A 26065-nucleotide genomic window follows, 5' to 3' on the forward strand; every position below is an offset into this window, starting at 1 on the left:
CGGGCCGCAAGGCCCGTTTTTCCCATCTGGGTTCATCCATTTTTTTGCGAGTCAGCATGAAGCGAGTTCTCTCCATCCAGTCCCACGTGGTGTTCGGCTGCGCCGGCAACAGCGCCGCCGTGTTTCCCATGCGCCGCATGGGGCTGGAGGTGTGGCCCGTCAACACGGTGCAATTTTCCAACCATACCCAGTACAGTGCAGGCTGGCAGGGGATGGTGATGCCAAACGGCCATATCCGCCAGCTGATGGCGGGGCTGGCCGACATCGGCGTACTGGGGCAGTGCGATGCGATCCTGAGCGGTTATCTCGGCTCGGCCGAGCAGGGGGAGGAGATCCTGGCGGCAGTGGCCCACCTCAAGGCACTCAATCCGAATGCCCGCTATTTTTGCGACCCGGTGATGGGGCATCCCGACAAGGGGTGCATGGTCGCGCCCGGCGTCGCCGATTTTCTGAAAAACCGGGCGCTGGCCTGCGCCGACCTGCTGGCCCCCAATCTGCTGGAGCTGGAGCAGCTGACCGGCCGCGAGATCTGCAATCTGAGCGAGGCGCTGGCGGCTTGCCAGCAACTGCGTGAAGGGGGAGTGGAGCTGGTGATGGTCAAGCATCTGGGCCGCGCCGGCTTGAGCCTGGACCGGTTCGAGATGCTGCTGGTGTGCGAAGAGGGGGCGTTTCATATCTCGCGCCCCCTCTATGAGTTTCAGCGTCAGCCCATCGGGGTGGGGGATCTGTTGAGCGCCACCATGCTGGCCAACCTGCTGGCGGGCTTTACGCCGGTGGCGGCGTTCGAGCGCACCAATGCCAGCGTGGATGCGGTGCTGGCCCAGACCTGGCTGGCGGGCGCCTACGAGCTGCAGCTGGTGGCCGCCCAGCAGGCGATGGTCGAGCCCGAGATCCGCACCTGTGCCCGCCGGCTGCCGGCCTGATGGCGGCGCTTAACCGGCGCGCCTGGCCAGTTGCACTTGTTGGCGCGCACCAAGCGGCTTGCGGCCGGGCCGGCTCAGCGGGGCACAGGCCAGCTTGAGGCGGCGCCATTCCCGCCACAGCAACCAGCACAGCGGCAGGGTCAGCAACACCACGGTGGTGGGTTGGGCCAGCAGCACGCCGTCCCGGCCCCACCAGAGTGGCAGCATGAAGATCAGCGGCAGCAGCAACAGGGTCTTGGCGGCCGAGATGAGCAGCGCCTGGCGGGTACGGGCCATGGACTGCAGCAGCACGATGCCGAACATGATGATCCCCTCCAGCGGAATGGCGCCCAGGTTGAGGGTCAGGCTGCTGATGGCGGCCGCGAGCAGCTCGCCATCCTGATCGCCGGTGTAGAGCATGGCCACCTGACGCGGCAGCAGCTGGATCAGCAGCCAGACCGCCAGACCGTAGACGAGCGTGATCTTGAGCCCCATCTCCATCAGGAACTTGAGGTCACGATGGCGTTTGGCGCCGGCCGCCTGACTGACCAGCGGCTGGATGCCGAAGGCCAGCCCCTGCAGGATGACGATGAACACCGCCTCGGTGTAGCCGGCCACGGTAAAGCCCGCCAGATCCTTGACCGAACCGTGCACCATCAGCTGGCTGTTGTGCAGCAGCAGCAGCAGGCCGAGGTTGAACTGGGCGATCAGGCTCGGCAGGCCGGTGAACAGCAGGTTCGGCATGGCCGGGAAGTCGGGCACCAGGTGGCGCCACTCTATGCGCAGCTTGGCATGGCGGGTAAAGAAATACCCCAGCCCGAGCAGGCTGACGACCCCTTCCGAGATGAGGGTGGCCTGCGCCGTACCGATCAGTCCCAGCCCCAGCCGGCCCACCATGATGTAGTTGAGGATGATGTTGAGGATGGCGCCGCTGCTCACCAGCAGCATGGCGAGACGGGGGCGGCCGTCGTTGCGCAGCAGATAGGGCACCGCCAGGTTGCAGGCCAGCAGCAGGGTGCCGCCGCCAATCCAGTAGAGGTAGTCGCTGGCTTGCTGCCAGGTGTCGGTACCCTGTTCAATGCCCAGTGCCAGCAGGATGTCGACGTGCCAGTAGTGCAGCAGCAGCGGCGCCACGGCGCCCAGCAGCCCCAGCAGCCAGAGTGCATTGACCAGCGCCTGGCGGGCCAGGCCGAAATTTCTGGCACCCTGCTGGAAGGAGATGGCGGTGGCCGCCCCCATGCTGATCATGGCGGCGAGACCGATCAGCACCATGATGACCGGGTAGACCAGGTTGATGCCGGCAAGGCCGGCGGCCCCCACGTAGTGACCGACGAAGATGCCATCGACCAGGTAATAGGCGCCGGATACCAGCATGGCCATGATGGAGGGGAGGGCATAGCCCCAGAAACGGCGGGTCATCGCCCGCTGGCGCAGAGTGAAGTAGGCAGACATATCTGTTCTCTTGGGGAGTTCGATTATCGAGCAGATAGTCTAGATTAATATTTTTTTATCGATAATCCGGTTTCTACTTGATGAATTGATGAGCCATATTCATCAATCAGCGTGGCTGGTAGTGTCCCTTGAGCATGTCGATGAGGGCGCGCAGCCCGTTGCCCAGCTGATGGCGACTGGGATAGAAGAGCGAGAAACCGACGAAGGTGGGGCACCAGGGCTCCAGCACACTCACCAGGGTGCCCTCGGCCAGCTGCCTGCTTACCTCCTCTTCCAGACAGTAGGCCAGCCCCAGTCCCGCCTCGGCCGCCCCCAGGTAGAGGGCCGGCGTGCTGGTGGTGAGCGGCCCGGTCACTTCGATCTCCAGCATGGCGCCCTCCTCGCCGGCAAAGGCCCAGCGATAGTGATGGGAGGGGGTGAGCCGATAGCCGATGCAGGCGTGCCGGGTCAATTCGCGCGGGTGCTGCGGGGTGCCGTGCTCGGCCAGATAGGCGGGGGAGGCCACCACCAGATAGCGCTGGGGCGGGCCGAGCGGTACCCCGATCATCTCCTTGGGCAGCAGATCCCCGTAAAAGAGGGCGGCGTCATAGCCATCTTCGATGAGGCGCGGCATCAGCTCCTGCTCCACCACCTCCACCTGCATGCGCGGGTAACGCACCATGTAATCGATCAGCACCGGGGCCAGCAACTCATCGATGGCGCCGCGCGGCGCGCTGATCTTCAGCCTTCCTACCGGTTCGTCGCTGTGACGGGCCAGTTCACCCAGCGCGCTCTCCAGATGGCTCAAGGTCGGCAGCAACTGGGTCAGCAGGCGTTGACCCGCATCTGTGGGGACCACGGCGCGGGTACTGCGATTGAGCAGGCGCACCCCCAAACGGGTCTCCAGCCCTTTCAGGCTGTGGCTCAGGGCGGAGGCAGACACGCCGAGTTCGAGGGCGGCCTTGCTGAAACTCTGGTGGCGGGCGACGGCGGCAAACACCGCCAGTTCGGCGAGATCGGTACGGGTGATGGCCATATTAATTCAGCGAAAAAATGTTGAGCAACAGGGTACGTCAGCGGACGGCGAGGCACAACCTGAGCAATAAATGGGCGAGTGTAAGCAATTTGTTGTACCCACAAGGATGTAGATACGGGTGAAACTACCTCTATTTGTTAACGGCTGTTCACAAAATTGGGCTCGTAACGTGATCTCTGACGCCAGAAAGGCGATTCCAGTCAAACTTTGGTTGATTAATTCAAAAAAACACTGTGATCGCTAAGGGGATTTAATTAGAGTCAGCGCATCGGAACAAGAGCGTGTTAGCGAGTTGTAAAGTCTGACGCGTTTGTGGCCCTCGGGCCTATGACCTGCCGGCTTGTTTGTTGCAATTTGGTTGTTACATGGAGTGATGACCAGCTTGCCGGGCCGACGGGATGAGAATAACAGGGATGGACTGCAGGAGTTCCAGGGAGATGGAACAGGGCATTGCGCCCGGTTGACTAGAAATTTTCTATTTTCCTTGATGACAGGAACACCCCTATGTCTGACATGAACATTGCAGTAGAAGGCAGCTTAGCCAGTAATGCGTCTTCCCGTGGCATCAACAAGGCCGATGTGGTCTGGATGCTGGGTCTGTACGGTACCGCCATCGGTGCCGGTGTACTCTTCCTGCCGATCAACGCCGGTGTAGGTGGTCTGTGGCCGCTGGTTGCCATGCTGGTCCTGGCCCTGCCGCTGACCTTCTTCGCCCACCGTGGCCTGACCCGCTTCGTGCTGTCCGGCTCCACCCGTGATGGCGACATCACCGAGGTAGTAGAAGAGCACTTCGGCAAGACTGCAGGCAAGTTCATCACCCTGCTCTACTTCTTCGCCATCTACCCGATCCTGCTGATGTACTCGGTAGCCATCACCAACACCGTCGAGAGCCTGATGGTGCACCAGCTGGGCATGACTGCACCTCCCCGTGCCATCCTGTCTCTGGCGCTGATCCTGGGTCTGATGGCGATCGTTCGCCTCGGCGGCCAGGTTATCGTCAAAGCGATGAGCGTGCTGGTATTCCCGTTCGTGATCACCCTGATGGGCCTGGCGCTCTACCTGATCCCGCACTGGAACGGTGCCATCATCACTGAAGCTCCGGCTCTGGGTGACGCTTTCAACGGCGACTTCCTGAAGACTCTGTGGCTGGCCATCCCGGTCATGGTGTTCTCCTTCAACCACTCCCCGATCATCTCCTCCTTCGCGGTGGACAACAAGGGTCGTTACGGTGAAGGTGCCGAGAAGAAGTGCAGCAACATCCTGCTGGGCGCCCACGTCATGATGGTGATGACCGTTATGTTCTTCGTATTCAGCTGCGTACTGAGCCTCTCCCCGGCTGACCTGGCTGCTGCCAAAGAACAGAACATCTCCATCCTGTCCTACCTGGCCAACCACTTCGACAACCCGGTTATCGCCACCGTGGCTCCGCTGATCGCCATGGTCGCCATCAGCAAATCCTTCCTGGGTCACTACCTGGGTGCACAAGAGGGCATGAACGGTCTGATGGCCAAGTCCCTGCGTGAGAAAGGCAAGAACGTTGACGTCAAGCAACTGAACAAAGTGACCGCAGTGTTCATGATCCTGACCACCTGGGCCATCGCCACCATCAACCCGAGCATCCTCGGCATGATTGAAGACCTGGGCGGCCCCATCATCGCGATGCTGCTGTTCCTGATGCCGATGTACGCCATCACCAAGGTTCCGGCCATGCGCAAATACGCTGGCAACATCAGCAACGTGTTCGTGACCATCATCGGCCTGATCGCCATGTCCGGTATCATCTACAAGCTGATTGCCTGATAACACGGGTTACCCGCTTGAATGAAGAAGCCGCCTCGCAAGAGGCGGCTTTTTTTATGGCCGGGATTCAGGGCTGGGCGTTGTCGATGTTCTCCGCCTGCCAGAGGGCGTAGCCCTTGCCGGCGGCGGTAGTGGGCAGGTCAATCTGCATCAGGTCATTGCCGATGACGAAGGGGCCCGAGTAGCGGGCGCGCAGGCTCTGCGCCAGATCTTTCACCGTGATCTTGCCGTTGAGGCCGATGTGGCTGAACACGGTCAGCGCCGGTTTGGCTTCGTTCAGAACGCGGGCTGCCTGCTCGGGGGAGGCGAGGTGGCCGGCGATCGCTCGGTAGCCCGGGTTGGCCTTCATGCGGGCGGCTGAGGTCATGGAGACGCAGTGCACCAGCAGATCAGCCCCCTTGGCCTCTTTCACCACCTGCGGGCTGTAGCGGGTATCGCCGGAGAGCACCACGCTGTGGCCGTGGTAGTCGATGCGATAGCCAAACGACGGCTTGATGTTGACCCCGTGGTCGTTGTCAAAGGCGGTCACCTTGACCCCATCCTGGTCGTAGACCACCCCGGCGGTCACCTCATGGCTGTTGATCTTCACCCCGTCCAGCGGCGTTCCCTCATCCTTGACCCGGGTGGCGATGTCGGTGGCGTAGGCCTGCTGCAGGCCGTGAGCGAGGGCATCGGTGCCCCTGGGGCCGTAAAGCTCCATCGGCGCGTGGCGCTGGCCATAGGCCGGTTGCAGCCAGCCGGTCAGCCAGAGATCCGCCAGCCCGTTGGTGTGATCCGAGTGGAAGTGGGTGAGGAAGAAGGCGTTGACCCGGCCGATGGGGATATGCAGCTGCCACAACCGGGTGGCGGAGTTGCGGCCAAAGTCGAACACCAGCTTCTGGTTGCCCGCCTCGACCAGGGTGCTGTAGCCACCGCGACTGATCTGGGGCACCGGGGTGCCGGTGCCAAGCAGGCTGACCCGGAAGATATCGGGCTGGGCTTGAGTCTCTGTCAGGGTTGCGCTGACTGGAGCGCTTTGCTGAGTGTTGATAAAGCTGCTCTCGGCAGCCTGGCTGACACCGGTGGCCAGCAGACCGACCAGCAGGGCGGCCAGATAGGTACTTTTCATGGATGAATGTCCTGATGGGTGAGGTTGCTGATCACTATATTGGCAACCAAAAGTGCGATAAATTGGCTAAAAACCATTTCTTAATAAACTTTTGGTTGTGAATATGGGTCGCTTGATGCGGTCCAAATGGCTTCGGAGTGGGGCGAAGGAGGGGTTGTGGACCGATTGACCAGCATGCGCATCTTCACCCGGGTGGTGGATCTCGGCTCCTACAGCGCGGTGGCAAGCGAAGAGGGGATCAGCGCCCAGATGGTGGGCAAGCATGTGCAGGGGCTGGAGCAGTGGCTGGGGGGCAAGCTGTTTCACAAGACCACCCGCCAGCAGACCCTGACCGAGCTGGGCCAGCTCTTTCTGGCCCGCTGCCAGCGGGTGCTGGAGGAGCTGGCGCTGACCGAGTCGCTGACCCAGCACCTGCTGGCCGAGCCCGCCGGACGGCTGCGCATCGCCGCTCCCTTAAGCTTTGGCCACCACCGGCTGGTGCCGCTGCTGCCCGCCTTTCTTGACCGTTACCCCAAGCTGGAGGTGGATCTGCAGCTCACCCCGCGCTGGGTCGATCTGGTGGAGGAGGGGGTTGACGCCGCCATCCGTACCCTGCGCCCGCAGGATGAGGCGCTCGTTGCCCGCCCGCTGTTGACCCAGCACTACCGGCTCTGCGCGGCGCCCGACTACCTCGCTCGCCACGGCGTGCCCCGTCAGCCGGCCGATCTTGCCCGCCACCAGTGTCTGCACGGCAACTGGGGCGAGCACGAGCGCTGGCAGTTTGTTGGCGAGGATGGCCAGAGCGAGGAGGTGCGGGTCGCCTCGCGCCTGCGCATCAACCACTGGCCGGCGCTACTGACGGCGGCGCTTTCGGGGGCCGGCATCAGCTTGCAGCCTGCCGATCAGGTGCAAGAGCATATTGCAGCGGGGCGGCTGCTGCCGCTGCTCGATACCTACCGCATTCCGGACAAGACCCTCCATTTCATCTACCCGGCGGCGCGCCGGCAGGTGCTCAAGATCACCCTGCTGGGGGATTTTCTGGCCGAGGCGCTGGCCGACAAATCACCGCAGCCGGCATGAGCCGGCTGCGGTGATTGGGTTATGCCTGCGCCAGGTGTTGCCTGAAGAAGGGGACTATCTGTGCCAGTGCCTGGCCGGTGGCGTCGGGCTGGTCGTAGAGATCGTAATGGCTGGCCCCCTCGACAATCTGCAAGCGTTTTTGCGGCGAGCGGGCACGGCCAAAGAGCTCGAACCCGTCCCGGTAGGAGCCGAAGGCCCCGGGCGTTCCACCACCGATGACGATATGCAGTGGCTGGGTCAGCAGCAGTTCGGCAAAGGCAAACGCATCCCAGTTCATGGCCGGCCCCAGGCTGCTCATGCGCAGCTTGTTGGGGGAGCCGGGTTGTTGGCCGCGCGCCGTGGTGTAGTACTGCACCGCTTCGACGATGTCGATATCGTGCAGCCCCGCCTGCTCGCGTTCTGCCTCCGAGCCCGGGATATAGCCCGTCACCATGGTGTCGGCGCCGCGCGCCTCGGCGGTGCGCTGGGTGGCGATGGCCTCCAGAGTCTTGAGGGCCGCATCCGGGGTGAGATCCCCCTGGCGCAGGATGCGGCCGTAGTTGGCCGCCACCACGGTGGCCACCGCCTTGAAGCGGCGCTCGGTCATGGCGGCGTTGACCGCGTAGCCACCGCCGCCGCACACCCCGAGTACGCCGATGCTGTCGGCATCCACGAAGGGCAGGGTCACCAGGTAGTCGACGGCGCAGCGAAAATCTTCGACCCGGGTAGCGGGGTCTTCGCTAAAACGCGGCTCGCCGCCGCTCTCTCCCTGGGTGGAAGCATCGAAGGCCAGGGTGATGAAGCCGGCCCGGGTCAGGGCCTCGGCGTAGACGGCGCCGGCAGTCTGCTCCTTACAACTGCTGATGGGGTGGGCGCAGACGATGGCCGCATAGTGTTGGCCGGCACCAAATCCCTCAGGCAGGCGCAGGGTGGCGGCAACGTCCCAGTGGTGGTGGGCAAAGCGGACCGATTGTTGCTGTGTCATCTGTTGTTCCTCACAAAGAATCAAAGGTGGGTACGAAAGAAGGGGATGAGGCCGGTGAGCGCGCCGTCGACCCATTGGGGCTGGTCGTACAAACCGATGTGGGTGGCTCCTTCGACGATGAACAACCCCTTGTGTGCACTGGCGGCCCGCTGATGCAGCGCTTCGCTCATCCAGCGGGTGCCGGCTTCGCTGCCTGCCACCAGCAGCAGGGGCTGGGTCAGGAACAGTTCAGCCTGGTGGAAGGCATCAAACGTCACCAGCTGGGCCAGGCTGCGGGTGGTGAGCCGACTCGGGGCGTTGTCATGCCGGGCCCGTGGCGTACGGTAGTAATCGAAGGCTTCCGCCCAATCCGGATGAAGCTGCTCTCCCTGTTCACGGCTGAGCGGCGTGGTGGGCAGGTACTGGATGGCTGCGCCGGTCGCCTCGGCAGTGCGTGCGGCCATCGCCAGGTCGCGCAAGGCCAGAGACTCGGCCGGCGTGCCGCGCTTGTCCCAACCCTGGCGGTACATCTGACCGTAGTTGACCGCACTCACGGTACCGATCGCCTTGAGCCGGGTGTCCATCATGGCTGCAGCCGTGGCGTAACCGCCTCCGGCGCAGATCCCGAGCACGCCGATGCGCTCAGGGTCGACCTCGGCCAGAGTGATCAGGTAATCGACGGCGGCGCTGATGTCGTCCACGCGCACATGGGGATTTTCCAGCTGGCGCGGTTCACCCTCGCTCTCTCCCTGATAGCTGGCATCAAAGGCCAGCGCGATGAAACCGGCCTTTGCCAGGTGCGCGGCATAGAGGCCGGCGGTCTGCTCCTTGACGCCACCGGAAGGGTGAACGCAGACGATGGTGGGGTAGCGTACGCCCGCTTGCAGGTCAGCAGGCAGATGAAGGTGGCCGGCCAGGCTCAGGTGTTGATTGGCAAAGCGAACGGGGTGCATGGTGTGCTCCTTGGGAGTGGGGCGCCAGGATGCGGCGACGAAGAGAGCATATGCCGCCACCTTTGATTTGATTAGATGGCCCAATCCGAATGCTTTAATACTGATTTCTTATGAATAGCGGCAAGAATCGGGTGACGTTGCGAGCGGGACGCGGATGGACTCTGGCACAGCAGGGCAGCAGCGGTGAGAAAACTTATCTGGATGGGGCGTATAATCGAGGCAGTGTTATCACCATGACTAATCAATGATGAAAGAGAACCTCAACGAGCTGACGACCTTCATGGTGGTGGCCAGGGAGCAGAGCTTCACCCGCGCGGCTGCCCAGCTCGGGACGTCCCAGTCCGCCATCAGCCAGACGGTGAAGACCCTGGAGCAGCGACTCGGCCTCAAGCTGCTGTCACGCACTACCCGCAGCGTCACCCCTACTGAAGCCGGTGAGCGGCTGATCGCGCTGGTGGGACCGGCGCTGGCGCAGATCGACAGCGGTCTCAGCCAGCTGACAGCGCTGCGGGACAAACCGGCCGGCACCATCCGCATCACGGCGGACGAATACGCCATTCGCGCCGTGCTCTGGCCCAAGATCAGCGCTTTTTTGCACCACTATCCGGATATCCGGGTCGAACTCAGCACCGATTACGGCCTGGTGGACATCGTCGCCGAGCGCTACGACGCCGGGGTGCGTCGCGGCGGCTTGATCGCCAAGGACATGATTGCCACTCCCATCAGCCCCGAGATCAAGATGCTGGTGGCGGCCGCCCCCCGCTATCTGGCGGCTCATGGCCGCCCGAGCCGGCCGCAGGAGATCGCCAGCGCTCATCAGTGCATCAATCTGCGCTTGCCGACCCAGGGCGGATTTTTCTCCTGGAGTTTTCTGGAAGGGGGGCGGGAGCTCAAGATCCGTGGCGAAGGGCAACTGGTGTTCAACAGCATCGGCAACGTGCTTGAGGCGGCGCTCGACGGCTACGGGCTGGCGTACCTGCCCCAGAGCATGGCTGAGCCCTATCTGGCGGATGGCCGGCTGGAGGAGGTGCTGGCCGGTTACAACATGGTGCACCCCGGTTACTACCTCTACTACACCAGCCGCTTGCAGGCCTCGCCCGCTTTCTCGTTGCTGCTGGAGGCGCTGCGCCACCGCAGCTGACCTCGACTCACCCGCGAGCCTCCCGGCCTGAATAAAGCGCTGCATATTCTTGCCATCGTGCTTAACCATCGTGCTTAACAAAGGGGCGAGGGAGGCCTAACATGGCGGGATGTTTTTCTAGTCGGGACAAAAGGATATGTCTGGGTTGAAAAAGGATCTCGGGCTCTGGCAGGGGATGGGGCTGCTCGCCACCTCGCTGCTGGGCACCGGGATCTTCGTGGTGCCGGCGACCGCCGCCTCGCTGGCGGGGGGAGCCTCGCTGTGGGCCTGGTTGCTGCTGATTGCGCTGGTGTTGCCCATCGCCTTTACCTTCGCGCGCCTCGGTCGCCGCTACCCCCACGCCGGCGGGGCGCCACACCTCATCGGCCTCGCCTTTGGCAACGGCGCCGAGCGCTTCTCCGCCTTCCTGTTTCTGGCGGTGCTGCCGGTGGGCTTGCCCGCCGCCCTGATGATCGCCGCCGGCTTCTGGCACGCCCTGTTCGACCTGGGGGAGTGGACCTTGTGGGGCATCCAGCTGCTCACCCTGCTCGGGGTATTTTTGCTCGGGCTGCGCGGGGCGCGCTCTTCCGGCAACCTGCAACTGCTGATCGCGCTCGCCATTTTGGGGCTCACCCTGCTCATCTGGTTCAAGGGGGATATCAGCTGGCGCGACGCCGCCCGGCCGCTGCCGACGACGGACGAGTGGCCTGCCATGGCCACCGCGCTGGCGGTGATGTTCTGGTGTTTCGTCGGGCTTGAGGCCTTCGCCCACATGGGGGAGGAGTTCAAGCGACCGGAGCGGGACTATCCGCTGGCCCTGCTCGGCGGCGTGCTGCTGGCGGGGCTCATCTACTGGGTGCACTCGCTGGTGGTGCTCAAATACGGCCTCTACGGCGATGAGGCGACCAACGCCACCGCCATTCCGGCCCTGCTCTCGCTGCTGTTCGGCCCCACCGCCAAGTGGCTGGTGGCGGTGCTCGGCTATCTCTCCTGCTTTGCCAGCATCAACATCTACTTGCAGGGGTTTGCTCGGCTGATCTGGAGCATGGCGCGCGAAGGCAAGCTGCCGGTCTCGCTGGCCCGCCTCACCGCCCGTGGCGCGCCGCTGCGGGCCTTGAGTCTGGTGCTCGCCATCTGTCTGGTCTGCATCACCCTGATCATCTGGCTGCGACTGCCCCTCGATGAGCTGATCCGCTACGCCAACGGCAACTTCGTGCTGGTCTACCTGCTCTGCATGGCGGCGGGCTGGCGCCTGCTCGGCGGGGTGGGCAAGGGGCTGGCGGGGGTGAGTGTGCTGCTCTGTGCCCTGGTGCTGGTAGCGCTCGCCTCCCAGGTGCTCTATGCCGTCGTGCTCAGTCTGGGGTACGGCTGCTTCTCGCTGTGGCGGCGCAGACGCCGCCGCTCGGCATCCGATGAGGGTGTCTGCGCCATGAAGTAACCCGAAAAAAGCCCCGCAGTGTGGGGCTTTTTGTTGCAGGTCACAGGTTGGCGGGCAGGTCGCTGCGCAAGATGGCGTAGTGGCGCAGGGAGATAAAGCCATCCCCCTTGCGCTCGCACTCCCGCGCAGTGCCCTCGTAGTGAAAGCCCGCCCGCTCGAGCAGGCGGGCGGAGGGGAGGTTGGGCTCCTCCACCACCGCCAGCAGCCGGTGCAGCTCGCTGGTGCGATAAGTGAGTGGCAGCCACAGTTGCAGCGCCGCGCTCATCACCCCCTTGCCCCAGTGTTCGGGATAGAGCCAGTAGCCCAGCTCGGCCCGCTGGTGAGTCGGGTCGGCATCGTTGTAACCGATGGCGCCGAGCGGTTCGTCCGTGTTCTGGTCGCGAATGAGGTGCCAGGCACCGCAGCCGGTGCGGGTCAGCTCGGCATACCAGGCCATCTGGGCCTGGCACGCCGTCAGGCTGTCGTAGCTGACGCCGTAGTAGGCGACGACCCGCGGATCGGACAGGCCGCGGTAGATGTGGGGCAGATCGGCGTCGCTGACCGGATCCAGCCTGATGTGGGGTTGTTGCGTTGCTGTCATGGTGGCTCCTTGCGGCCAACCGGAGTTGGCCGCGAGTGGTGAGTCAAACAGGGGTGGCTGGCAAAGCCGGTTTATGGCAGTGCTCATGATCCGACCAACCCGAGCTGACCGGTGAGCCTGGTCAGCTCGTCACGCCACTGTTGCTGCAGGCGCGGGGTCTGGTGCCTGGGCTTGCGGGCCAGATCGGCGGCGAGCAGGGCATCGAGTTCATACCAGCGTGCCAGCAGCGCCTCTTCGTCATCCGCCGGGCCGGCCGGGGCCTGCCCCATGGTGGGGGCGGCCAGGCTTGCCTTGTCTGCTGCCGGCGAGGGCGCATCGCCGAGCAGCTCGGCATAGGCACGCTCGACGCTGTGAGCCTCCTGGATGCGACCGTCTCTGATCTGCCAGAAGCGGTTGCAGCTGCGCTCGATCAGCTCCCGGTCGTGGGAGACCAGCAGCACGCCGCCCGGGAAGGCGGCAATGGCCTCGGCCAGCTCCTCCTTACCCGCCAGATCCAGGTGGTTGGTGGGCTCGTCGAGCCAGAGCATGTGGTGGCTGCCGAGCGACAGGGCGAGAAACAGCAGTCGCGCCCGCTCGCCCCCGCTCAAGCTGTGCACCTGCTGGCCGTGGCGGACATAGGGGAAGCCCGCCCGGATCAGCGCCTGACGCCGGGTGGTCTCCGGCAGAGGGGCCAGCGGGTAGAGGGCGTCGCTCAGGGTGGCGTCGTCAGCCAGCTGCTGCAGGGACTGATCGTAATAGGCGATGCTGGCACCGGGGTGGCAGTACCAGCCTGCCTGCGGGCTCTGCGCGGCCAGTTCGCGCCAGCACTGGCGCAGCAGGGAGGACTTGCCGGTGCCGTTGGCACCGAGCAGGGCGACCCTGTCCCCCGCCCGCAGCCAGAGCCCTTCGGCCCGCAGCAGCGGCGGTAGTGCCAGCGCCGGCGCCACGTCGAGGGCCTCCAGCCGCAGCAGGGTGTCGGCAGGCAGGCTCAGTCCGCGCAGCTCGAGCCGCCAGGGGGCCAGCGCCGCGACCTGGCTCTGCTCCTCCTGCAGGCGGGCGATGCGCTTTTCCATGGACTTGGCCTGGCGCACCAGCTTCTCGTTGTCATGCTCCCGCCCCCAGATGGCGAGGCGTTTGCTGCTGGCGCTCAGGCGGTCTATCTCCTTTTGCTCGTCGGCCCGGCGCAGGCGGGCCTGCTCATCTTCGGCGGCCAGCGCCGCCCGGGCCTGGCTGCAGGGCAGGGCGAAGCGGTGCAGCTGGCCATCGCGCAGGATCAGGGTCTGCTCGGTGACCCGGTCCAGCAGGCGACCGTCGTGGGAGACCAGCACGAAGGCGCCGCGCCAGCCCAGCAGAAACTGCTCGAGCCAGAGCAGGGCGGGCAGATCCAGGTGGTTGCTGGGCTCATCGAGCAGCAGCAGGTTGGGTTGGCGCAGCAGGGCGCGCCCTATCTGCAGCCGGCTGTGCTGGCCGCCGCTCAGCGCACTGACCGGCAGCGCGGCCTGGGCCTCCAGCTGCAGCTCGGTCAGCAGCTTGGCCACCTGCCACTCCGCGCTCGGATCGTTGCCCAGTGCATCCAGCAGCACGGCGCGGGTGCTGAGGGTGGAAAGCCTGGCAGGCAGTTGCTGGGCCACGAACTCGCAGCGGCAGGCGGCCGCCTGCACGACCCGGCCAGCCTGGGGCGTGCGCTCGCCCGCCAGCAGTGCCAGCAATGTGCTCTTGCCGCAGCCGTTGGCACCAATCAGGCCAAGCCGGTCGCCCGCGCGGATGCCGAGTTCGAGGTGGTCAAATAACGGAAGGTGCCCCGCACTCATTTGTAGGGAATGGGTACTCATCAGGGTTGTCATGCTCTTGCTCTCTTAAATCGCGGGATCGAAGATCCCTGTCATCAGGAGCGCTGGCGACAACGGCAGAGTCGAGAAAGGTCTCGGTATGGAAGGGAGTCAGCTTTGCTCGAACCCGCTATCGCAGCGCGATGGTATGCAGGCAAGAGCAGGCGAATGTGCCGAACAGGCGAGCCGAGAACATCGGACACGCTTGGATAACCATTTTTTACCTCCTTGTGTTTCGTTATGGCACGGTGCGGCGATTATAAGCGCAGAAAAAATAACCGTCTATCCATGGCGGTGCCCTGCGGGTGAGGCGGGAAGGCGCTTTGTCAGCGGCGGGACAAAAAAACGCCCCGCTGGGCGGGGCGTGGTGATGGGGATGTCAGTCGCGCGGGGTCTTGAGCGCCTGGATCACATCTTCATTGGGGGCCAGCCCCTCCACGTGGTTGAAGCTGTCCAGCCCCTCCTGCGGGTTGAGGGTGAAGGCGTCGGCACTCAGGTAGCTGCCGCTGCCGGCACTCTCGACCACGACGATGAGCTCGGGCTGCTTGTCGCCGTTGAGATCCAGCAGCTTGAGCTCCTTGATGCTGCCATCGCGCGGCAGCACCTTGCCGTCGATGAACTGATCCAGCGGGAACTGGGGGTTGGCGCCGGAGTAGAGGCGCACGTCGTAGCTGCCGGTGGAGGCAGGTTCGCCGCGCCCTTCGCTGACGGTCACTACCTGGCCTGAGGGGAGCGTCAGCTGTTTGAAGAACCCGTCCGCCGCCTGGCTGGCGAGGGGCAGGGTGAGCAGGCCGAGTGTCATGAGCAAGGCTTTCATCGGTTTGACCCTTGTTACTGCGGCGGCGGTTGCCCGCCACCTGTGTCACTGTGCGAACCGGCCGGGCAATCCCCGCCGGTTCGCGTCATCCGCCCCTCATCGGGGCGGTCATTACCAGATCTTGACCCGTTTGGCCGGGTCCAGATAGAGCTTGTCACCCGGCTGGATCTTGAACGCCTCGTAGAAGGCGGGGATGTTCGGCACCACGCCGTTGACCCGGTATTCCGGCGGTGAGTGGGGATCCGAGGCGAGCAGCATCTGCATCAGCTCGGGGCGATACATGCCTTTCCACACCTGGGCCCAGCCGAGGAAGAAGCGCTGCTCGCCGGTGAAGCCGTCCAGCACCGGGGCCTCTTTGCCATCCAGCGACAGCAGGTAGGCCTTGTGGGCGATGGTAAGGCCGCCCAGATCGCCGATGTTCTCCCCCAGGGTGAACTGGCCGTTGACGAACTGCCCCTTGATGGGCTCGAAGCGGTTGTACTGGGCTACCAGCCGGCTGGTGCGGAAGCGAAACTCCTTGAGATCCTGGGGCGTCCACCAGTCGCGCATCACGCCGTCCCCGTCGGATTTGGCGCCCTGATCATCAAAACCGTGGCCCATCTCGTGACCGATCACCCCGCCGATGGCGCCGTAGTTGACCGCGTCATCCGCCGTCATGTCGAAGAAGGGGGGCTGCAGGATGGCGGCCGGGAAGACGATCTCGTTGTTGCTCGGGTTGTAGTAGGCGTTCACCGTCTGCGGCGACATGTGCCACTCGTCTCTGTCTACCGGCTTGCCGAGGCGTGCCAGGTTGTCGGCGTATTCGAAGGCGCGGGCCCGCTGCAGGTTGCCCACCAGATCGTCGGCACGGATCGCGATGGCGCTGTAATCCTTCCACTTGTCCGGGTAGCCGATCTTGGGGCGGAACTTGGCGAGCTTGGCCTGGGCCTGGGCCTTGGTGGCCGGCGACATCCAGTCCAGCTCCTCGATGCTCTGGCCGTAGGCGGTGCGCAGGTTCTCCACCAGCTGCTCCATGCGGGCCTTAGCCTGGGGCGGGAAGTAGCGCTCCACGTAGAGCTTGCCTACCGCCTCGCCCAGGTGATCGTCCAGCACGCCGAGGGCCCGCTCCCAGGGGGCGCGCTGCTTGGGCGTGCCGCTCAGGGTGGTGCCGAAGAAGGCGAAGTTCTGGGCATCGGTCTGGCTGTCGAGGTAGGGGGCATAATCGGTGATGAGGTGCCACTTGAGGTAGGCTTGCCAGTCACCGACCGGGGTCTGCTGCATCACCTCGTTGAGGGCCGCGAGATAGGTCGGCTGGCCGATGATGAGGCTGCTCTGGCCGGCGAGGCCGGCCTGGGTCAGGTAGGCATTCCAGTCGATGGCGGGGGCGAGGCGTTTGAGCTCGCTCTGGGGCCCCTTGTTGTAGTTCTTCTCCCGATCCCGCAGGGTGACGTTGTCCCATTGGATCCGGGCGAGTTTGCTCTCGAGGGCCAGGATGCGTTTGGCCTTGGCCCCCGCATCCGCCTCGCCGAAGCGGCCCAGCATGGTGGCGATGTGCTGCTCGTATTTTTGACGCAGCGCCTGGCTGGCGGCATCCGTCTTGAGGTAGTAGTCCCGATCCGGCAGACCGAGCCCCGCCTGGTAGAGGTAGACCGCATAGCTGTCCGGCGCCTTGGCGTCGGCATCGACCCAGAAACCGAACGGGGCGCCGCCGCCGTTGCGACCGCTCTGGGCGAAGGCCCGGGCCAGATCCTGCGGCGTGCGGATCTGCTCGATCTCGCTCAGCATCGGCATCAGCGGCGCCGTGCCCTTGGCGTTGCGGGTAGTCTGATCCAGATAGCTCTGGTAAAGGTCGTGGATCTGCTGGGCCGGTGTGCCGGCGGCGGCCTTGCCGTCCAGCCCTTCGACCAGCACCCGCACGTCCGCCAGAGATTTGTCTCGCAGCATGTAGAAGGCGCCGTCGGCGGGCCTGTCGTCCGGGATCTTGGCGGTGGAGAGCCAGTGGCCGTTCACGTAGCGAAAGAAGTCGTCACCGGGTTTGACGCTGGTGTCCATGTTGGCCAGCGCGAGGCCGGAGTGTTTGTCTGCGCCGTCCGGGGCCTGACTGCAGCCGGCCAGCAGGGCCAGCCCGACGAGGGCGGCCAGTATGCTTTTTTTGTTGTTCATTATGTTGGATTCCAATTCGGGTTATGCGGCTTCCTTGCCCACGCAGGGAGCGTCTCACTCTAGCAGTCGGGTTAGCGCTTGATAAGCCCGAGTCTGCTAAGATCGGCCTGGTCGTATTGGGGAAGCCTATGATTTCTCGTATTTATTCTCGTTTTTGTCAGACTCTGCCTGCGCCGGAAGGTTCCCGTGGTCTGCTGGTGGCCTTCAGCGGCGGGCTCGACTCCACCGTGCTGCTGGTGCTGGCGGCGCAGTTTGCCCGCGAGCAGGGGCTGGTGCTGCGCGCCCTGCACGTCCATCACGGCTTGAGCCCAAATGCCGACGAGTGGGTGGCCCACTGCGAAACGGTGTGTCAGCAACTGGCGGTGCCGCTGCTGGTCGAGCGGGTGCAACTGCAGCGGGATAGTGGTGACAGCCTGGAGGCGCAGGCGCGGGAGGCCCGCTATCTGTGCCTCGCCGCTCAGCTGGGGGAGGGGGAGTGGCTGCTCACCGCCCACCATCAGGACGATCAACTGGAGACCCTGCTGCTGGCGCTCAAGCGTGGCGCCGGCCTGCGCGGGCTGGCAGGCATGGTGCCGAGCCAGCCCTTTGCCGGCGGCCTGTTGCTGCGCCCCTTGCTCGAGGTGAGCCGGACCGAGCTGGCCGATGCGGCGGCCAGTCTCCCCTATGGTTGGGTGGAGGATGAGAGCAATCAGGATGAGAGTTATGACCGCAACTTCCTGCGCCAACGGCTGATTCCCCAGCTCAAGGCCCGCTGGCCCGCCATGGCCCAGACGGCGGCGCGCAGCATGGCGTTGTGCGCCGAGCAGGAGGCGCTGCTGGAGGAGCTGGCAGAGGCCGACTGGCGGTTGGCGGCAGCAGGAGAGGCGCTGCAGATCGCGCCGCTGCTGGCTCTGTCAGGTACCCGGCGCAACAACCTGCTGCGTTACTGGATCCGCCGCCAGGGGGGCGAGATGCCCTCCCGCGAGCAGCTCGGTCTGCTCTGGCAGGAGGTGGCGCTGGCACGGGAAGACGCCAATCCCCAGCTCAACTGGGGCGGGCAGAGCTGCCGCCGCTTTCAGGGCCGGCTTCATCTGGTGCGACCCGGGCTGCAGCCTCGCTACGAGCAGCTGACATTGGCCGTGGGGGAGACGCTGAGCCTGCCGGACGGGCTGGGGGAGGTGCGCTTGCTGCCGCGAGTGGAAGGCGAGGGGCTGAGGCTGCCAAGGGCGGACGAGCCGCTGTCGGTGCGCTTCGGGGTGGCCGCCGGCAGCATGCTCAAGCCGGTAGGGCGCGGCGGCAGCCGGCGCCTCAAGAAACTGCTGCAGGAGTACGGAGTTCCCTCCTGGCAGCGTGGCCGCATTCCCATCCTCTATTACGGCGAGCAGGTGGCGGCGGTGGGTGAGCTGTTCCTCTGTGACGGATTCATGACGCAGGACGCCGGTCTGGCCTGGCACTGGCTGCCGGCGGCGGCCTGTCAGCCCCCGGCGTGACGCTCTCCTTCGCCAACGCGGATAACGGACAAGGCCGGCATATGCCGGCCTTGTCGTCTCCTGCGGCTGGCCGGTTCAGTCCAGCAGGCCGGCCTTGCCCGCCTTCTTGCGGGCATAGAGGTGGGCATCGGCGGCCTCGTACAGGCTGTGCACGTCTACCCCGGACTGCCAGCTGGCGGCTCCCAGGCTGCAGCCAACCGAGAAGGTGCTGAGCTCCTTGTGGATCATCAGCATGTGCTGCAGGCGCAGCCAGACCGGGCGCCAGGCCTCGGGCTCGGCGGGTTGCAGCAGCAGGGCGAACTCGTCGCCGCCGAGGCGAAACGCCTGATCCGTGCTGCGGATGCAGTGGGTCAACAGCTGGGCGAAGCGGCTTAGCACCAGATCGCCGACCGGGTGGCCCCAGGTGTCGTTGATCTGCTTGAAGTTGTCGAGATCCAGCAGCACCAGCACCAGACCGTGGGATTCCCGGCTGTGCTGCTCCACCGCCCGGCCGATGGCTTCGTCGAAGTAGGAGCGGTTGCCGAGCCCGGTCAGGTGATCGAGCCTGACCTGCAGCTCCAGCTGTGACAGGCGCAGGTAGAGGGGCAGGGGCAGGCAGAGCAGCTGATGATACTGCTGCAGGATCCGCTGCTGGCTGCCGCTCAGTGCATGTTCCAGGGTGTAGTGCAACTGGCCGATCAGCTGGCCATGTTGGCCGCGCAGCTCGAACGGGTAGCTGTGCAGGGTCAGGCTGGCCTGGGGCGGATGCTGGATCAGGGTATGAGGCTGGCCGCAGTCGAAGTGCAGGCTGTGGATCCGGACAATTCTTGCCGCACGATCGGCAAAGGTTGCCAGCAGGCTGCCGAGGTCCATCTGCACCAACAACAACTCGAGCAACTGGTTGCGATCCTGACTGGCCAGCGGCGTGAGCCGCTCCATCTGGCGAACCCACTGCTCGATGCCATGTCCCAGACCATTCAATGATGATGTGTTTTCCACGGTACAGCCCTCAAACAACCTACTTCCTGACACTTACCTGCAATCCTTGTGCCCAAAATATGTTCGATGCGAACAAGAGTGGCTGGCTAGGCTTAAGTAGATAAAAAGGGAGGAAATATTGTACGCAGATGTGTTGATCCTGCTGCTTGCCGCCGTCTTGTTGGTGGCGATTTTCCGGCGCCTCGGCCAGCCGGTGATCCTCGCTTACCTGCTTGCCGGGGTACTGCTCGGCCCCTATGGCGTCGCCGTGATCACCGGCCAGGCGATCATGCAGACCATCGCCGAGCTCGGCATCGTCTTTCTGATGTTCTCGCTCGGCCTCGAATTCTCGCTGCCCCGGCTCATCGCCATGCGCCGGCTGGTGATCGGGGTGGGCGGTCTGCAGGTGCTGCTCACGTCATTGCTGTTTTTCGCCATCGCCTGGTGGTGGGGCCTGAGCCTGCCCCAGGCGCTGGTGGTGTCGGGCACCCTGGCGCTCTCCTCCACCGCCGTGGTGATCAAGCAGCTGGGTGAGCAGAAGCAGCTGCACACCCGCCGCGCCCAGCTCGGGGTGAGCGTGCTGCTGTTTCAGGATCTGGCGGTGGTGCCGCTCTTGGTGATGATCCCCATCCTGGCCAGGCCCGAGATCCAGGGCAGCGCCCTGCTGGCGGAGATCGCCTGGGCCACCCTCAAGGGGCTGTTTGCCCTGCTGAGCCTGCTGGCGGTGGGTAAGTGGCTGTTGCCGCTGCTGTTTCACGAGGTGGCGCGGGCCCGCTCCGACGAGCTGTTCGTGCTGAGCGCCCTGCTGGTGGCGCTGCTGGCGGCCTCGCTGACCCAGTGGATGGGACTCTCCATGGCGCTAGGGGCCTTTCTGGCGGGCATGATGCTGGGGGAATCCCACTATCGCCATCAGCTGGAGGTGGACATCCGGCCGTTTCGGGACGTGCTGATGGGGCTCTTCTTCATCACCATCGGCATGACCATGGACTGGCAGCGGGTGGCACAGGACTGGTGGCTGGTGGCCACCAGCGTGCTCTGCCTGATCCTGTTCAAGTCCCTGCTGGTGCTGCTGGCCGGCCGGCTGATGGGGGAGCGCAAACGCGATGCCATGGCGGCGGGGATCATGCTGAGCCAGGTGGGGGAGTTCGGCTTCGTGCTGCTGGCGCTGGCCAACCACCACGGTCTGCTCGACCATCGGCTGGTCTCCCTGCTCATCGGCATCGGCGTCACCTCCATCGCCATGACGCCCTGGCTGGTGCTGCAGGCCCATCATCTGGCCCGCTCCCTCACCGATCCTGCCCTGCTTACCCGCTCCGAGGTGGCCCAGTCGGGCCTGAGCAAGAGCCAGCACGTGATCATCGCGGGCTTTGGTCGGGCCGGCCAGACTTGCGCCCGCTTTCTCAAGCAGGAGGAGATCCCCTTCCTGGCGCTGGATCTCGACCCGGAGCGGGTGAGCGAGGCCAAGTCGGCGGGGGAGCAGGTGGCGTTTGGCGATGCCAGCCGCCGCGACATCCTGCTGGCCGCCGGCCTGCTGCGGGCCCGGTTGGTGATCATCACCTTTGACGATCACAAGCGGGTGGAGGCCATGCTGGCGCTGATCAGGGAGCTGGCGGGGGAGGTGAAGGTGCTGGTGCGCACCCGGGATGACAGTTTTCTGGAGGCGTTCAAGCGGGCGGGCGCCTTTGCGGTGATCCCCGAATCTCAGGAGGGGGCCTTGATGCTGGTTTCCCACCTGCTGCTCAACTGCGACATCCCCATCGGCCGGGTGATCCGGCGCATGGAGCACGAGCGCAGCAGCCAGTACCGCTTTCTGCACGGTTTCTACTGGGGGGATCAAAGCGCCGGCAATCTGGAGACGGATCAGCTGCTCGAGCGGCTGCACCCCGTGCTGCTGCACGAGCAGGCCTGGGCGGTGGGGCGCAGCGTGCAGGCCCTGGCGCTGGAGACGGTGCGGATCAAGGAGGTACAGCGCGGCGAACTGAGGCTGGAACCCAAACCAGAGCTGGTGCTGGCGGTAGGGGATCGGCTGGTGCTGTTCGGCAATGGGGTGGCGGTGGAGCAGGCGGAGCAGCGCCTGCTGGAGGGGCGTTAGCCCTCCCTTAATGTGTGCTTATCCTCGCCACAGGTGAGTGAGCCGCTTGCTGGCGTGCCGGTCCACCCTCAAGAGGCCATTTCAGGCTTCGACCGGTACCATTTCCTCTATTCCCAGAAACGCTTCGACCCGCCGGCGCTCGTTCAGGGTATCCAGGTAGCCTAGCTTGATCAGCTGTTGGCAGTAGCCGGGGTAGAACATCAGGAAACTGGCCAGGCTGCTGGTCTCGTCCCCCGTCACCCCCAGTACCCGCAGCAGGCGGCGCAGGTGCACCGGCAGCTTGCGCAGATAGGCCAGCGCCAGCAGGTCGAGATCCTGGCTCGGCTTGAGCACGCAGGTCTCCACCCGTTTGAGTTTCAACCGGTTGCGTTCCCGCTCCGGGATGAGATCCAGGGTCTGGTTGATGCGCCACAGCCGCTCCAGATCCGAGTTGAGGGTGTCGGTGAAGACGGTATCCAGCAGGTGGCTGGCGATGTTGGAACTGGTCAGGTGGCCATGGTGGAAGGTGGGTGCCGTGTGCGCCGGCGGATCCAGGGTGATCAGCAGGATCCGCTCCGCCCCCAGGTGGATGGCGGGGCTGAGCGGGCTCAACTGATGGATGGAGCCGTCGCCGTAGAACTTGTCGCCGATGTGGGTGGCCGGGAAGACGAATGGCAGCGCCGAGGAGGCGAGCAGGTGATCCGAGGTGAGCAGGGTACGCAGCCCGCGCCGTCTGGCCCGCTCCCACGGCAGGTGCTCGGTCCGCCCCTGAAAGAAGGTGGTGGAGAGGCCGTCGTCGTAGTCGGAGGCGGTGATGGCCAGCGCCTCCAGACTGCCGTAGAGGATGTTGTCGTCGATGCGGTGATAGTCGATGAGTTGATCCAGCAGGCGGCGCAGCGGCGCATTGTCGAACAGGTGAAAGGCGTGGTTGGTGTGGGGATTGATGAGCCCTGCCGAGCCCTCATACATCAGCCGCCACAACAGACGCCCCGGGTGAAAGTCGAAGATGTGGTGGGTCTCGAAGCGGCGCCAGACCCACTCCAGCTTGCGTACCCCCAGATGAAAGCAGGAGGCGTAGCAGGCCAGCGCGGTGACATTGATGGCGCCGGCCGAGGTGCCGCACAGGATGGGAAACGGAATGCCGAGATTGCGGGGATAGAACTCGGCGATAGCCTTGAGGGCGCCGACCTGATAGGCGGCGCGGGCACCACCACCGGTCAACAGAAGAGCTGTGTTGGGTTTGGCCATGATACTGCGCCTTATGCATGCCACTGGGGGTGTTGCCACCGAGCAATTTAACTATAAGACGCTGTATCAAATATAAAAACAGGCCTGCCAACCATTTTTTGCAGGCCCTTTTTGAGGCTGTTCAGTTGGCGCGGCGGGCGGCGCTCAGCTGATCGAACGCGGCGAATGCGGGGGCACTGGCGAGGATGCGGCCGTGGCCGAGGCCGCGGGTGCTCACCAGCCGGGTGCGGCCATCCTGAGTGGCGCGCAGGGAGTCGCCGTGCGGGGCGAAGCGGTCCTCCTCGTCGTGCACTATGATGGCGGGCCCGCTGCGGCCGGCGAGCCGCCCCAGCGGGTCGACCGTGCTCAAGGGGTGCTGGTACTCCTGCTCAATCTCCTTGACCACCGCATCGAACAGCCGGATGGAGTAGCCGGAGCGCGCCACCATGCCGTAGAGCTGGGGCACGTAGTCGAGCACCGGCGAGATGAGCAGCAGCGGCAGGGCATCCAGCTCGCGTCGGCGGCTGGAGAGGGTGACGGCGCCCCCCATGCTGTGGGCGATGACGCCCTGCAGCGGGCCGTACTCGGCCATCATCTTCTCCACCAGTTCGTCGAAGGCGCGCACGAAGCGGGGCAGGTGGCCGGTATGGCCGGCGCTGTGGCCGTGGGCCGGGTGATCGTAGGCAATGGCCGTGAAGCCCTGGGCGGCGATGTGGCTCATCAGCGGGTAGAACTGGCCGGCGCTGCCTGACCAGCCGTGCATCAGCAGCCAGACCGGCCCCTGGCCGAGCCGGTAGCTCATCAGGGTGCCTTCGCTGGTGTGCACGGCCTGTTTGACCAGTCCGGCCGGCGCCGTGTCATCCCGCTGGTTGCGCTGGGGGGTGAGCAGCAGCTTGCTGGCGGTGCGCTTGGCGTGAGCGGGGGCCAGGGTGTGATGCAAGCGGGTGCCAAGGCCAAGCAACCATTTGCTCGGGCTGAAGCGGCGGGTGTTGAAGTAGATCTTGCTGCTCATGGTCATCCTGTGGTTTTTATGTGCGAACGGTCGTGCTTTTTTGTCGGTTTTAAAAAAGAAAGGTCAATCCATCAGCGCCAGCCATCCAGCAGCGTCTCCACTTCGGGCCAGAAGTGGCGGGCCGGATCCTGACACAGATCGAGGGCATTGAACACCTGATCCGCCAGATAGAGGCCATAGAGGCGATAGACGGCGCGCCAGGGATCCATGTCGCTGTGCCACTCGCCCTCGCTCTGTCCCTGCACCACCTGACGGGCCAGGTAGTCGAGCCAGAAGCGCACCAGCCGGCGGGCGGCCTGCTGCACCTCCCCCTCCTGGGCCGAGGTCCAGGCGTCGAGGAACATGCAGCGACCGGCAAAGCACTGGTTCCAGGCCAGCCAGGCCTGCAGCAGGGCCGTCAGCTTCGCTCGCTGGCTGCCGTGCTGCTGCTGGCGCACCGGCTGGATCACCCGCTCCCGGAACACCTCGGCGGCGTACTCCAGCACGGCGATCTGCAGGTTGTCGCGGGACTGGAAGTGGGCAAACAGGCCGCTTTTCGACATCTCGCAGGCGCTGGCAAGGGAGCCGATGGTGAGGCTCTCCAGCCCCTGCTGGCTCGCCTGCTCGAACGCAGTCTGCAAAATGTTGTCGCGGGTCAGCCGGCCCTTGCTCATCGCACTCTCCTTCATTGACCTGGGCAGCATAAAGTACGACCGTGCTATTTGTCGAGCAGCAGATAAGTTGAGGGTTGGATGGGAGGGTTAACCCTCCTTGATATCCATCTGCTGCAGGGCGATGACCGCCTGGGTGCGGTTCTTGACGCCGAGTTTTCTGAATATGGCGGTGATGTGGGCCTTGATGGTGGCCTCGGAGACGTTGAGTTCCCAGGCGATCTGCTTGTTGAGGCTGCCGTCGCGCAGCATTACCAGCACCTTGTACTGCTGGGGGGTGAGGCTGGCCAGCTTGCTGGCAAAATCGGCACCGTCAGTGGGCTCAGGGTGGAGCGAGATGCCGGCCGGTACCCAGTTGTCACCCCCGATCACCGTATTGAGGGCGTTGACCAGCTCCTTCATCGGCGCCGATTTGGGGATGAAGCCGAGCGCGCCCAGGCGCAGCACCTGCTGGATGATGGTGGGCTCTTCTGAAGCCGACACCACCACGATGGGCAGGTCGGGATACTGGCCGCGCAGGTGGGCGAGGCCGGAGAAGCCGTTGGCCCCCGGCATCTTGAGATCGAGCAGCAGCAGGTCGACTTCCGGGTGCTCACCCAGCAGGTGGGCCAGGCTGTCGATGGAGTCCGCTTCCAGCAGCTGGGCATCGTCGATGGCCATGTGCACCGCTTGATAGAGGGCGCCCCGAAACAGGGGGTGGTCATCTGCGATGACGATGGTAAATTGGCTGTCCATTGCTCACATTGTTGCTAACTGATTGTTTTGGAAAATCAAACTAGCACCGCTCCCGGAGAGGGTCAAACCTGCCGGCGCGCAAATGTGAAGCGACCGTCGGATGTCGTGCCATTGGGGCAGATGGGATGGTCATGAACAACCCATGCAGGAGGCAATAGATGGGATCTCTGGTATTGACGGTGGGCACGGGCTCCACCTGGGCGATGCGGGCGGCGCTGGTGCTGGCCATGAGCGGACTGGAGTGGCAGGAGCAGGTGTTCGACCTGGAGGATGCCAAGGAGCTGCAGCGGCTCAAGCGGCTGGCCCCCGCCGGCCTGGTGCCCTGGCTCGATCACGACGGCGTGCGGGTACACGACTCGCTGGCCATCGCCGAGTACCTGCATGAGCTCTGCCCCGCGCGCCGGCTCTATCCCGAAGCGCGAGCCGAGCGGGCGCTGGCCCGCAGTCTCTGCGCCGAGCTGCACGCCGGTTTTCGCCAGATCCGCACCCTGCTGCCCTTCTTCCTCGGCGCTCCCACCCGCAGCGAACCGCCGGTGGAGGCCATCGGCGAGCTGGCCCGGCTGCAGACCATCTGGTCCCAGGCGCGGGGCCCCTTCTATTTTGGCGAGGCGGGGATCCTCGATGCCTTCTATGCGGTGATGGCCTACCGGCTGGCGAGCTATGGCATCCAGCTGCCCGGGCAGGCGGGCGCCTATCAGCAGGCGCTGCTGGCCTGGCCGCTGTGGCAGCAGACCCTGGTCAAGGCGCGTCTGCAGTGGCCGGCGGCCGCCCGTCAGCCGCAGTGAACCTGCGGGCGAAACAGCCTGT

General features: G+C 64.7%; 22 protein-coding genes. 8 read left to right on the forward strand and 14 right to left on the reverse strand.

What is annotated here, in order from left to right:
* Positions 1–56 precede the first annotated feature (56 nt).
* On the forward strand, positions 57–923 hold the full coding sequence (gene pdxY, locus AHA_RS06020) for a pyridoxal kinase PdxY (RefSeq protein WP_011705111.1): 867 nt from the start codon (positions 57–59) through the stop codon (positions 921–923).
* A 9-nt stretch (positions 924–932) separates the two neighbouring features.
* Here pdxY and AHA_RS06025 read toward each other — a convergent pair whose 3' ends face one another.
* Together AHA_RS06025 and AHA_RS06030 are read right to left on the reverse strand one after the other, a co-directional pair.
* Entirely contained in the window at positions 933–2354 is a 1422-nt protein-coding gene (locus AHA_RS06025; RefSeq protein WP_011705112.1) for an MATE family efflux transporter, read from the reverse strand.
* 106 nt (positions 2355–2460) lie between these two features.
* Positions 2461–3369 carry a LysR substrate-binding domain-containing protein gene (locus AHA_RS06030; RefSeq protein WP_011705113.1) on the reverse strand — a complete coding sequence of 303 codons (909 nt, stop codon included), beginning with the start codon at positions 3367–3369 and terminating at the stop codon, positions 2461–2463.
* A 504-nt stretch (positions 3370–3873) separates the two neighbouring features.
* Here AHA_RS06030 and AHA_RS06035 point away from each other — a divergent pair.
* A complete protein-coding gene (locus AHA_RS06035; protein ID WP_024946034.1) occupies positions 3874–5169 on the forward strand; it encodes an HAAAP family serine/threonine permease in 1296 nt (431 codons plus the stop codon).
* A gap of 67 nt (positions 5170–5236) precedes the next feature.
* On the opposite strand, the gene AHA_RS06040 is transcribed toward AHA_RS06035, so the two are convergent.
* Positions 5237–6277, reverse strand: a complete 1041-nt coding sequence (locus AHA_RS06040) for an MBL fold metallo-hydrolase (protein ID WP_011705115.1) — start codon at positions 6275–6277, stop codon at positions 5237–5239.
* Between the two features lie 156 nt (positions 6278–6433).
* Between AHA_RS06040 and AHA_RS06045 the strand changes: the two genes are divergently transcribed.
* Positions 6434–7336 carry a LysR family transcriptional regulator gene (locus tag AHA_RS06045; RefSeq protein ID WP_011705116.1) on the forward strand — a complete coding sequence of 301 codons (903 nt, stop codon included), beginning with the start codon at positions 6434–6436 and terminating at the stop codon, positions 7334–7336.
* Between the two features lie 19 nt (positions 7337–7355).
* Here AHA_RS06045 and AHA_RS06050 read toward each other — a convergent pair whose 3' ends face one another.
* Together AHA_RS06050 and AHA_RS06055 are read right to left on the reverse strand one after the other, a co-directional pair.
* A complete protein-coding gene (locus AHA_RS06050) occupies positions 7356–8300 on the reverse strand; it encodes an alpha/beta hydrolase (RefSeq protein WP_164927571.1) in 945 nt (314 codons plus the stop codon).
* Positions 8301–8320: 20 nt separating this feature from the next.
* Positions 8321–9232: an alpha/beta hydrolase gene (locus tag AHA_RS06055; RefSeq protein WP_011705118.1), complete on the reverse strand. Its 912-nt coding sequence runs from the start codon at positions 9230–9232 to the stop codon at positions 8321–8323.
* A 244-nt stretch (positions 9233–9476) separates the two neighbouring features.
* Between AHA_RS06055 and AHA_RS06060 the strand changes: the two genes are divergently transcribed.
* Positions 9477–10373, forward strand: coding sequence for a LysR family transcriptional regulator (locus AHA_RS06060; RefSeq protein ID WP_162498680.1), 897 nt, complete (start codon positions 9477–9479; stop codon positions 10371–10373).
* A 136-nt stretch (positions 10374–10509) separates the two neighbouring features.
* On the forward strand, positions 10510–11790 hold the full coding sequence (yjeH, locus tag AHA_RS06065; RefSeq protein ID WP_011705120.1) for an L-methionine/branched-chain amino acid transporter: 1281 nt from the start codon (positions 10510–10512) through the stop codon (positions 11788–11790).
* 40 nt (positions 11791–11830) lie between these two features.
* Here yjeH and AHA_RS06070 read toward each other — a convergent pair whose 3' ends face one another.
* The 4 genes from AHA_RS06070 to AHA_RS06085 form a co-directional block, all read right to left on the reverse strand.
* On the reverse strand, positions 11831–12370 hold the full coding sequence (locus AHA_RS06070; protein WP_011705121.1) for a GNAT family N-acetyltransferase: 540 nt from the start codon (positions 12368–12370) through the stop codon (positions 11831–11833).
* 83 nt (positions 12371–12453) lie between these two features.
* Positions 12454–14193, reverse strand: a complete 1740-nt coding sequence (locus AHA_RS06075) for an ABC-F family ATP-binding cassette domain-containing protein (protein WP_011705122.1) — start codon at positions 14191–14193, stop codon at positions 12454–12456.
* Between the two features lie 364 nt (positions 14194–14557).
* Complete coding sequence (locus AHA_RS06080) at positions 14558–14995, reverse strand: PliI family lysozyme inhibitor of I-type lysozyme (protein WP_011705123.1); 438 nt, start codon at positions 14993–14995, stop codon at positions 14558–14560.
* Positions 14996–15106: 111 nt separating this feature from the next.
* Entirely contained in the window at positions 15107–17137 is a 2031-nt protein-coding gene (locus tag AHA_RS06085) for a M13 family metallopeptidase (RefSeq protein WP_164927572.1), read from the reverse strand.
* 128 nt (positions 17138–17265) lie between these two features.
* Here AHA_RS06085 and tilS point away from each other — a divergent pair, with 128 nt between their 5' ends.
* Positions 17266–18606: a tRNA lysidine(34) synthetase TilS gene (gene tilS, locus AHA_RS06090; protein ID WP_011705125.1), complete on the forward strand. Its 1341-nt coding sequence runs from the start codon at positions 17266–17268 to the stop codon at positions 18604–18606.
* A 75-nt stretch (positions 18607–18681) separates the two neighbouring features.
* On the opposite strand, the gene AHA_RS06095 is transcribed toward tilS, so the two are convergent.
* On the reverse strand, positions 18682–19602 hold the full coding sequence (locus AHA_RS06095) for a GGDEF domain-containing protein (RefSeq protein WP_029301567.1): 921 nt from the start codon (positions 19600–19602) through the stop codon (positions 18682–18684).
* Positions 19603–19702: 100 nt separating this feature from the next.
* Between AHA_RS06095 and AHA_RS06100 the strand changes: the two genes are divergently transcribed.
* Positions 19703–21655, forward strand: a complete 1953-nt coding sequence (locus tag AHA_RS06100; RefSeq protein WP_164927573.1) for a monovalent cation:proton antiporter family protein — start codon at positions 19703–19705, stop codon at positions 21653–21655.
* A gap of 81 nt (positions 21656–21736) precedes the next feature.
* Here AHA_RS06100 and AHA_RS06105 read toward each other — a convergent pair whose 3' ends face one another.
* The 4 genes from AHA_RS06105 to AHA_RS06120 all read right to left on the reverse strand — a co-directional run bounded on the left by AHA_RS06105 (position 21737) and on the right by AHA_RS06120 (position 25258).
* Positions 21737–22882, reverse strand: coding sequence for a patatin-like phospholipase family protein (locus AHA_RS06105; protein WP_011705128.1), 1146 nt, complete (start codon positions 22880–22882; stop codon positions 21737–21739).
* Positions 22883–23003: 121 nt separating this feature from the next.
* Positions 23004–23873 (reverse strand): alpha/beta hydrolase, encoded by an 870-nt coding sequence (locus AHA_RS06110; protein ID WP_164927574.1) that lies wholly within the window; start codon positions 23871–23873, stop codon positions 23004–23006.
* 71 nt (positions 23874–23944) lie between these two features.
* A complete protein-coding gene (locus tag AHA_RS06115; protein WP_011705130.1) occupies positions 23945–24526 on the reverse strand; it encodes a TetR/AcrR family transcriptional regulator in 582 nt (193 codons plus the stop codon).
* 87 nt (positions 24527–24613) lie between these two features.
* A complete protein-coding gene (locus AHA_RS06120; protein ID WP_011705131.1) occupies positions 24614–25258 on the reverse strand; it encodes a response regulator transcription factor in 645 nt (214 codons plus the stop codon).
* A gap of 158 nt (positions 25259–25416) precedes the next feature.
* Here AHA_RS06120 and AHA_RS06125 point away from each other — a divergent pair, with 158 nt between their 5' ends.
* Positions 25417–26043 (forward strand): glutathione S-transferase, encoded by a 627-nt coding sequence (locus tag AHA_RS06125; RefSeq protein WP_011705132.1) that lies wholly within the window; start codon positions 25417–25419, stop codon positions 26041–26043.
* Positions 26044–26065: the final 22 nt, after the last annotated feature.

It is taken from the genome of Aeromonas hydrophila subsp. hydrophila ATCC 7966, assembly GCF_000014805.1.
In the GTDB taxonomy this organism is placed as follows: Bacteria; Pseudomonadota; Gammaproteobacteria; order Enterobacterales; family Aeromonadaceae; genus Aeromonas; species Aeromonas hydrophila.

Coding starts and splice junctions, on each gene's coding strand:
- pdxY (WP_011705111.1), top strand. CDS start 57: ATGAAGCGAGTTCTCTCCATCCAGTCCCACGTGGTGTTCGGCTGCGCC.
- AHA_RS06025 (WP_011705112.1), bottom strand. CDS start 2,354: ATGTCTGCCTACTTCACTCTGCGCCAGCGGGCGATGACCCGCCGTTTC.
- AHA_RS06030 (WP_011705113.1), bottom strand. CDS start 3,369: ATGGCCATCACCCGTACCGATCTCGCCGAACTGGCGGTGTTTGCCGCC.
- AHA_RS06035 (WP_024946034.1), top strand. CDS start 3,874: ATGTCTGACATGAACATTGCAGTAGAAGGCAGCTTAGCCAGTAATGCG.
- AHA_RS06040 (WP_011705115.1), bottom strand. CDS start 6,277: ATGAAAAGTACCTATCTGGCCGCCCTGCTGGTCGGTCTGCTGGCCACC.
- AHA_RS06050 (WP_164927571.1), bottom strand. CDS start 8,300: ATGACACAGCAACAATCGGTCCGCTTTGCCCACCACCACTGGGACGTT.
- AHA_RS06055 (WP_011705118.1), bottom strand. CDS start 9,232: ATGCACCCCGTTCGCTTTGCCAATCAACACCTGAGCCTGGCCGGCCAC.
- AHA_RS06060 (WP_162498680.1), top strand. CDS start 9,477: ATGATGAAAGAGAACCTCAACGAGCTGACGACCTTCATGGTGGTGGCC.
- yjeH (WP_011705120.1), top strand. CDS start 10,510: ATGTCTGGGTTGAAAAAGGATCTCGGGCTCTGGCAGGGGATGGGGCTG.
- AHA_RS06070 (WP_011705121.1), bottom strand. CDS start 12,370: ATGACAGCAACGCAACAACCCCACATCAGGCTGGATCCGGTCAGCGAC.
- AHA_RS06075 (WP_011705122.1), bottom strand. CDS start 14,193: ATGACAACCCTGATGAGTACCCATTCCCTACAAATGAGTGCGGGGCAC.
- AHA_RS06080 (WP_011705123.1), bottom strand. CDS start 14,995: ATGAAAGCCTTGCTCATGACACTCGGCCTGCTCACCCTGCCCCTCGCC.
- AHA_RS06085 (WP_164927572.1), bottom strand. CDS start 17,137: ATGAACAACAAAAAAAGCATACTGGCCGCCCTCGTCGGGCTGGCCCTG.
- tilS (WP_011705125.1), top strand. CDS start 17,266: ATGATTTCTCGTATTTATTCTCGTTTTTGTCAGACTCTGCCTGCGCCG.
- AHA_RS06105 (WP_011705128.1), bottom strand. CDS start 22,882: ATGGCCAAACCCAACACAGCTCTTCTGTTGACCGGTGGTGGTGCCCGC.
- AHA_RS06110 (WP_164927574.1), bottom strand. CDS start 23,873: ATGAGCAGCAAGATCTACTTCAACACCCGCCGCTTCAGCCCGAGCAAA.
- AHA_RS06115 (WP_011705130.1), bottom strand. CDS start 24,526: ATGAGCAAGGGCCGGCTGACCCGCGACAACATTTTGCAGACTGCGTTC.
- AHA_RS06120 (WP_011705131.1), bottom strand. CDS start 25,258: ATGGACAGCCAATTTACCATCGTCATCGCAGATGACCACCCCCTGTTT.
- AHA_RS06125 (WP_011705132.1), top strand. CDS start 25,417: ATGGGATCTCTGGTATTGACGGTGGGCACGGGCTCCACCTGGGCGATG.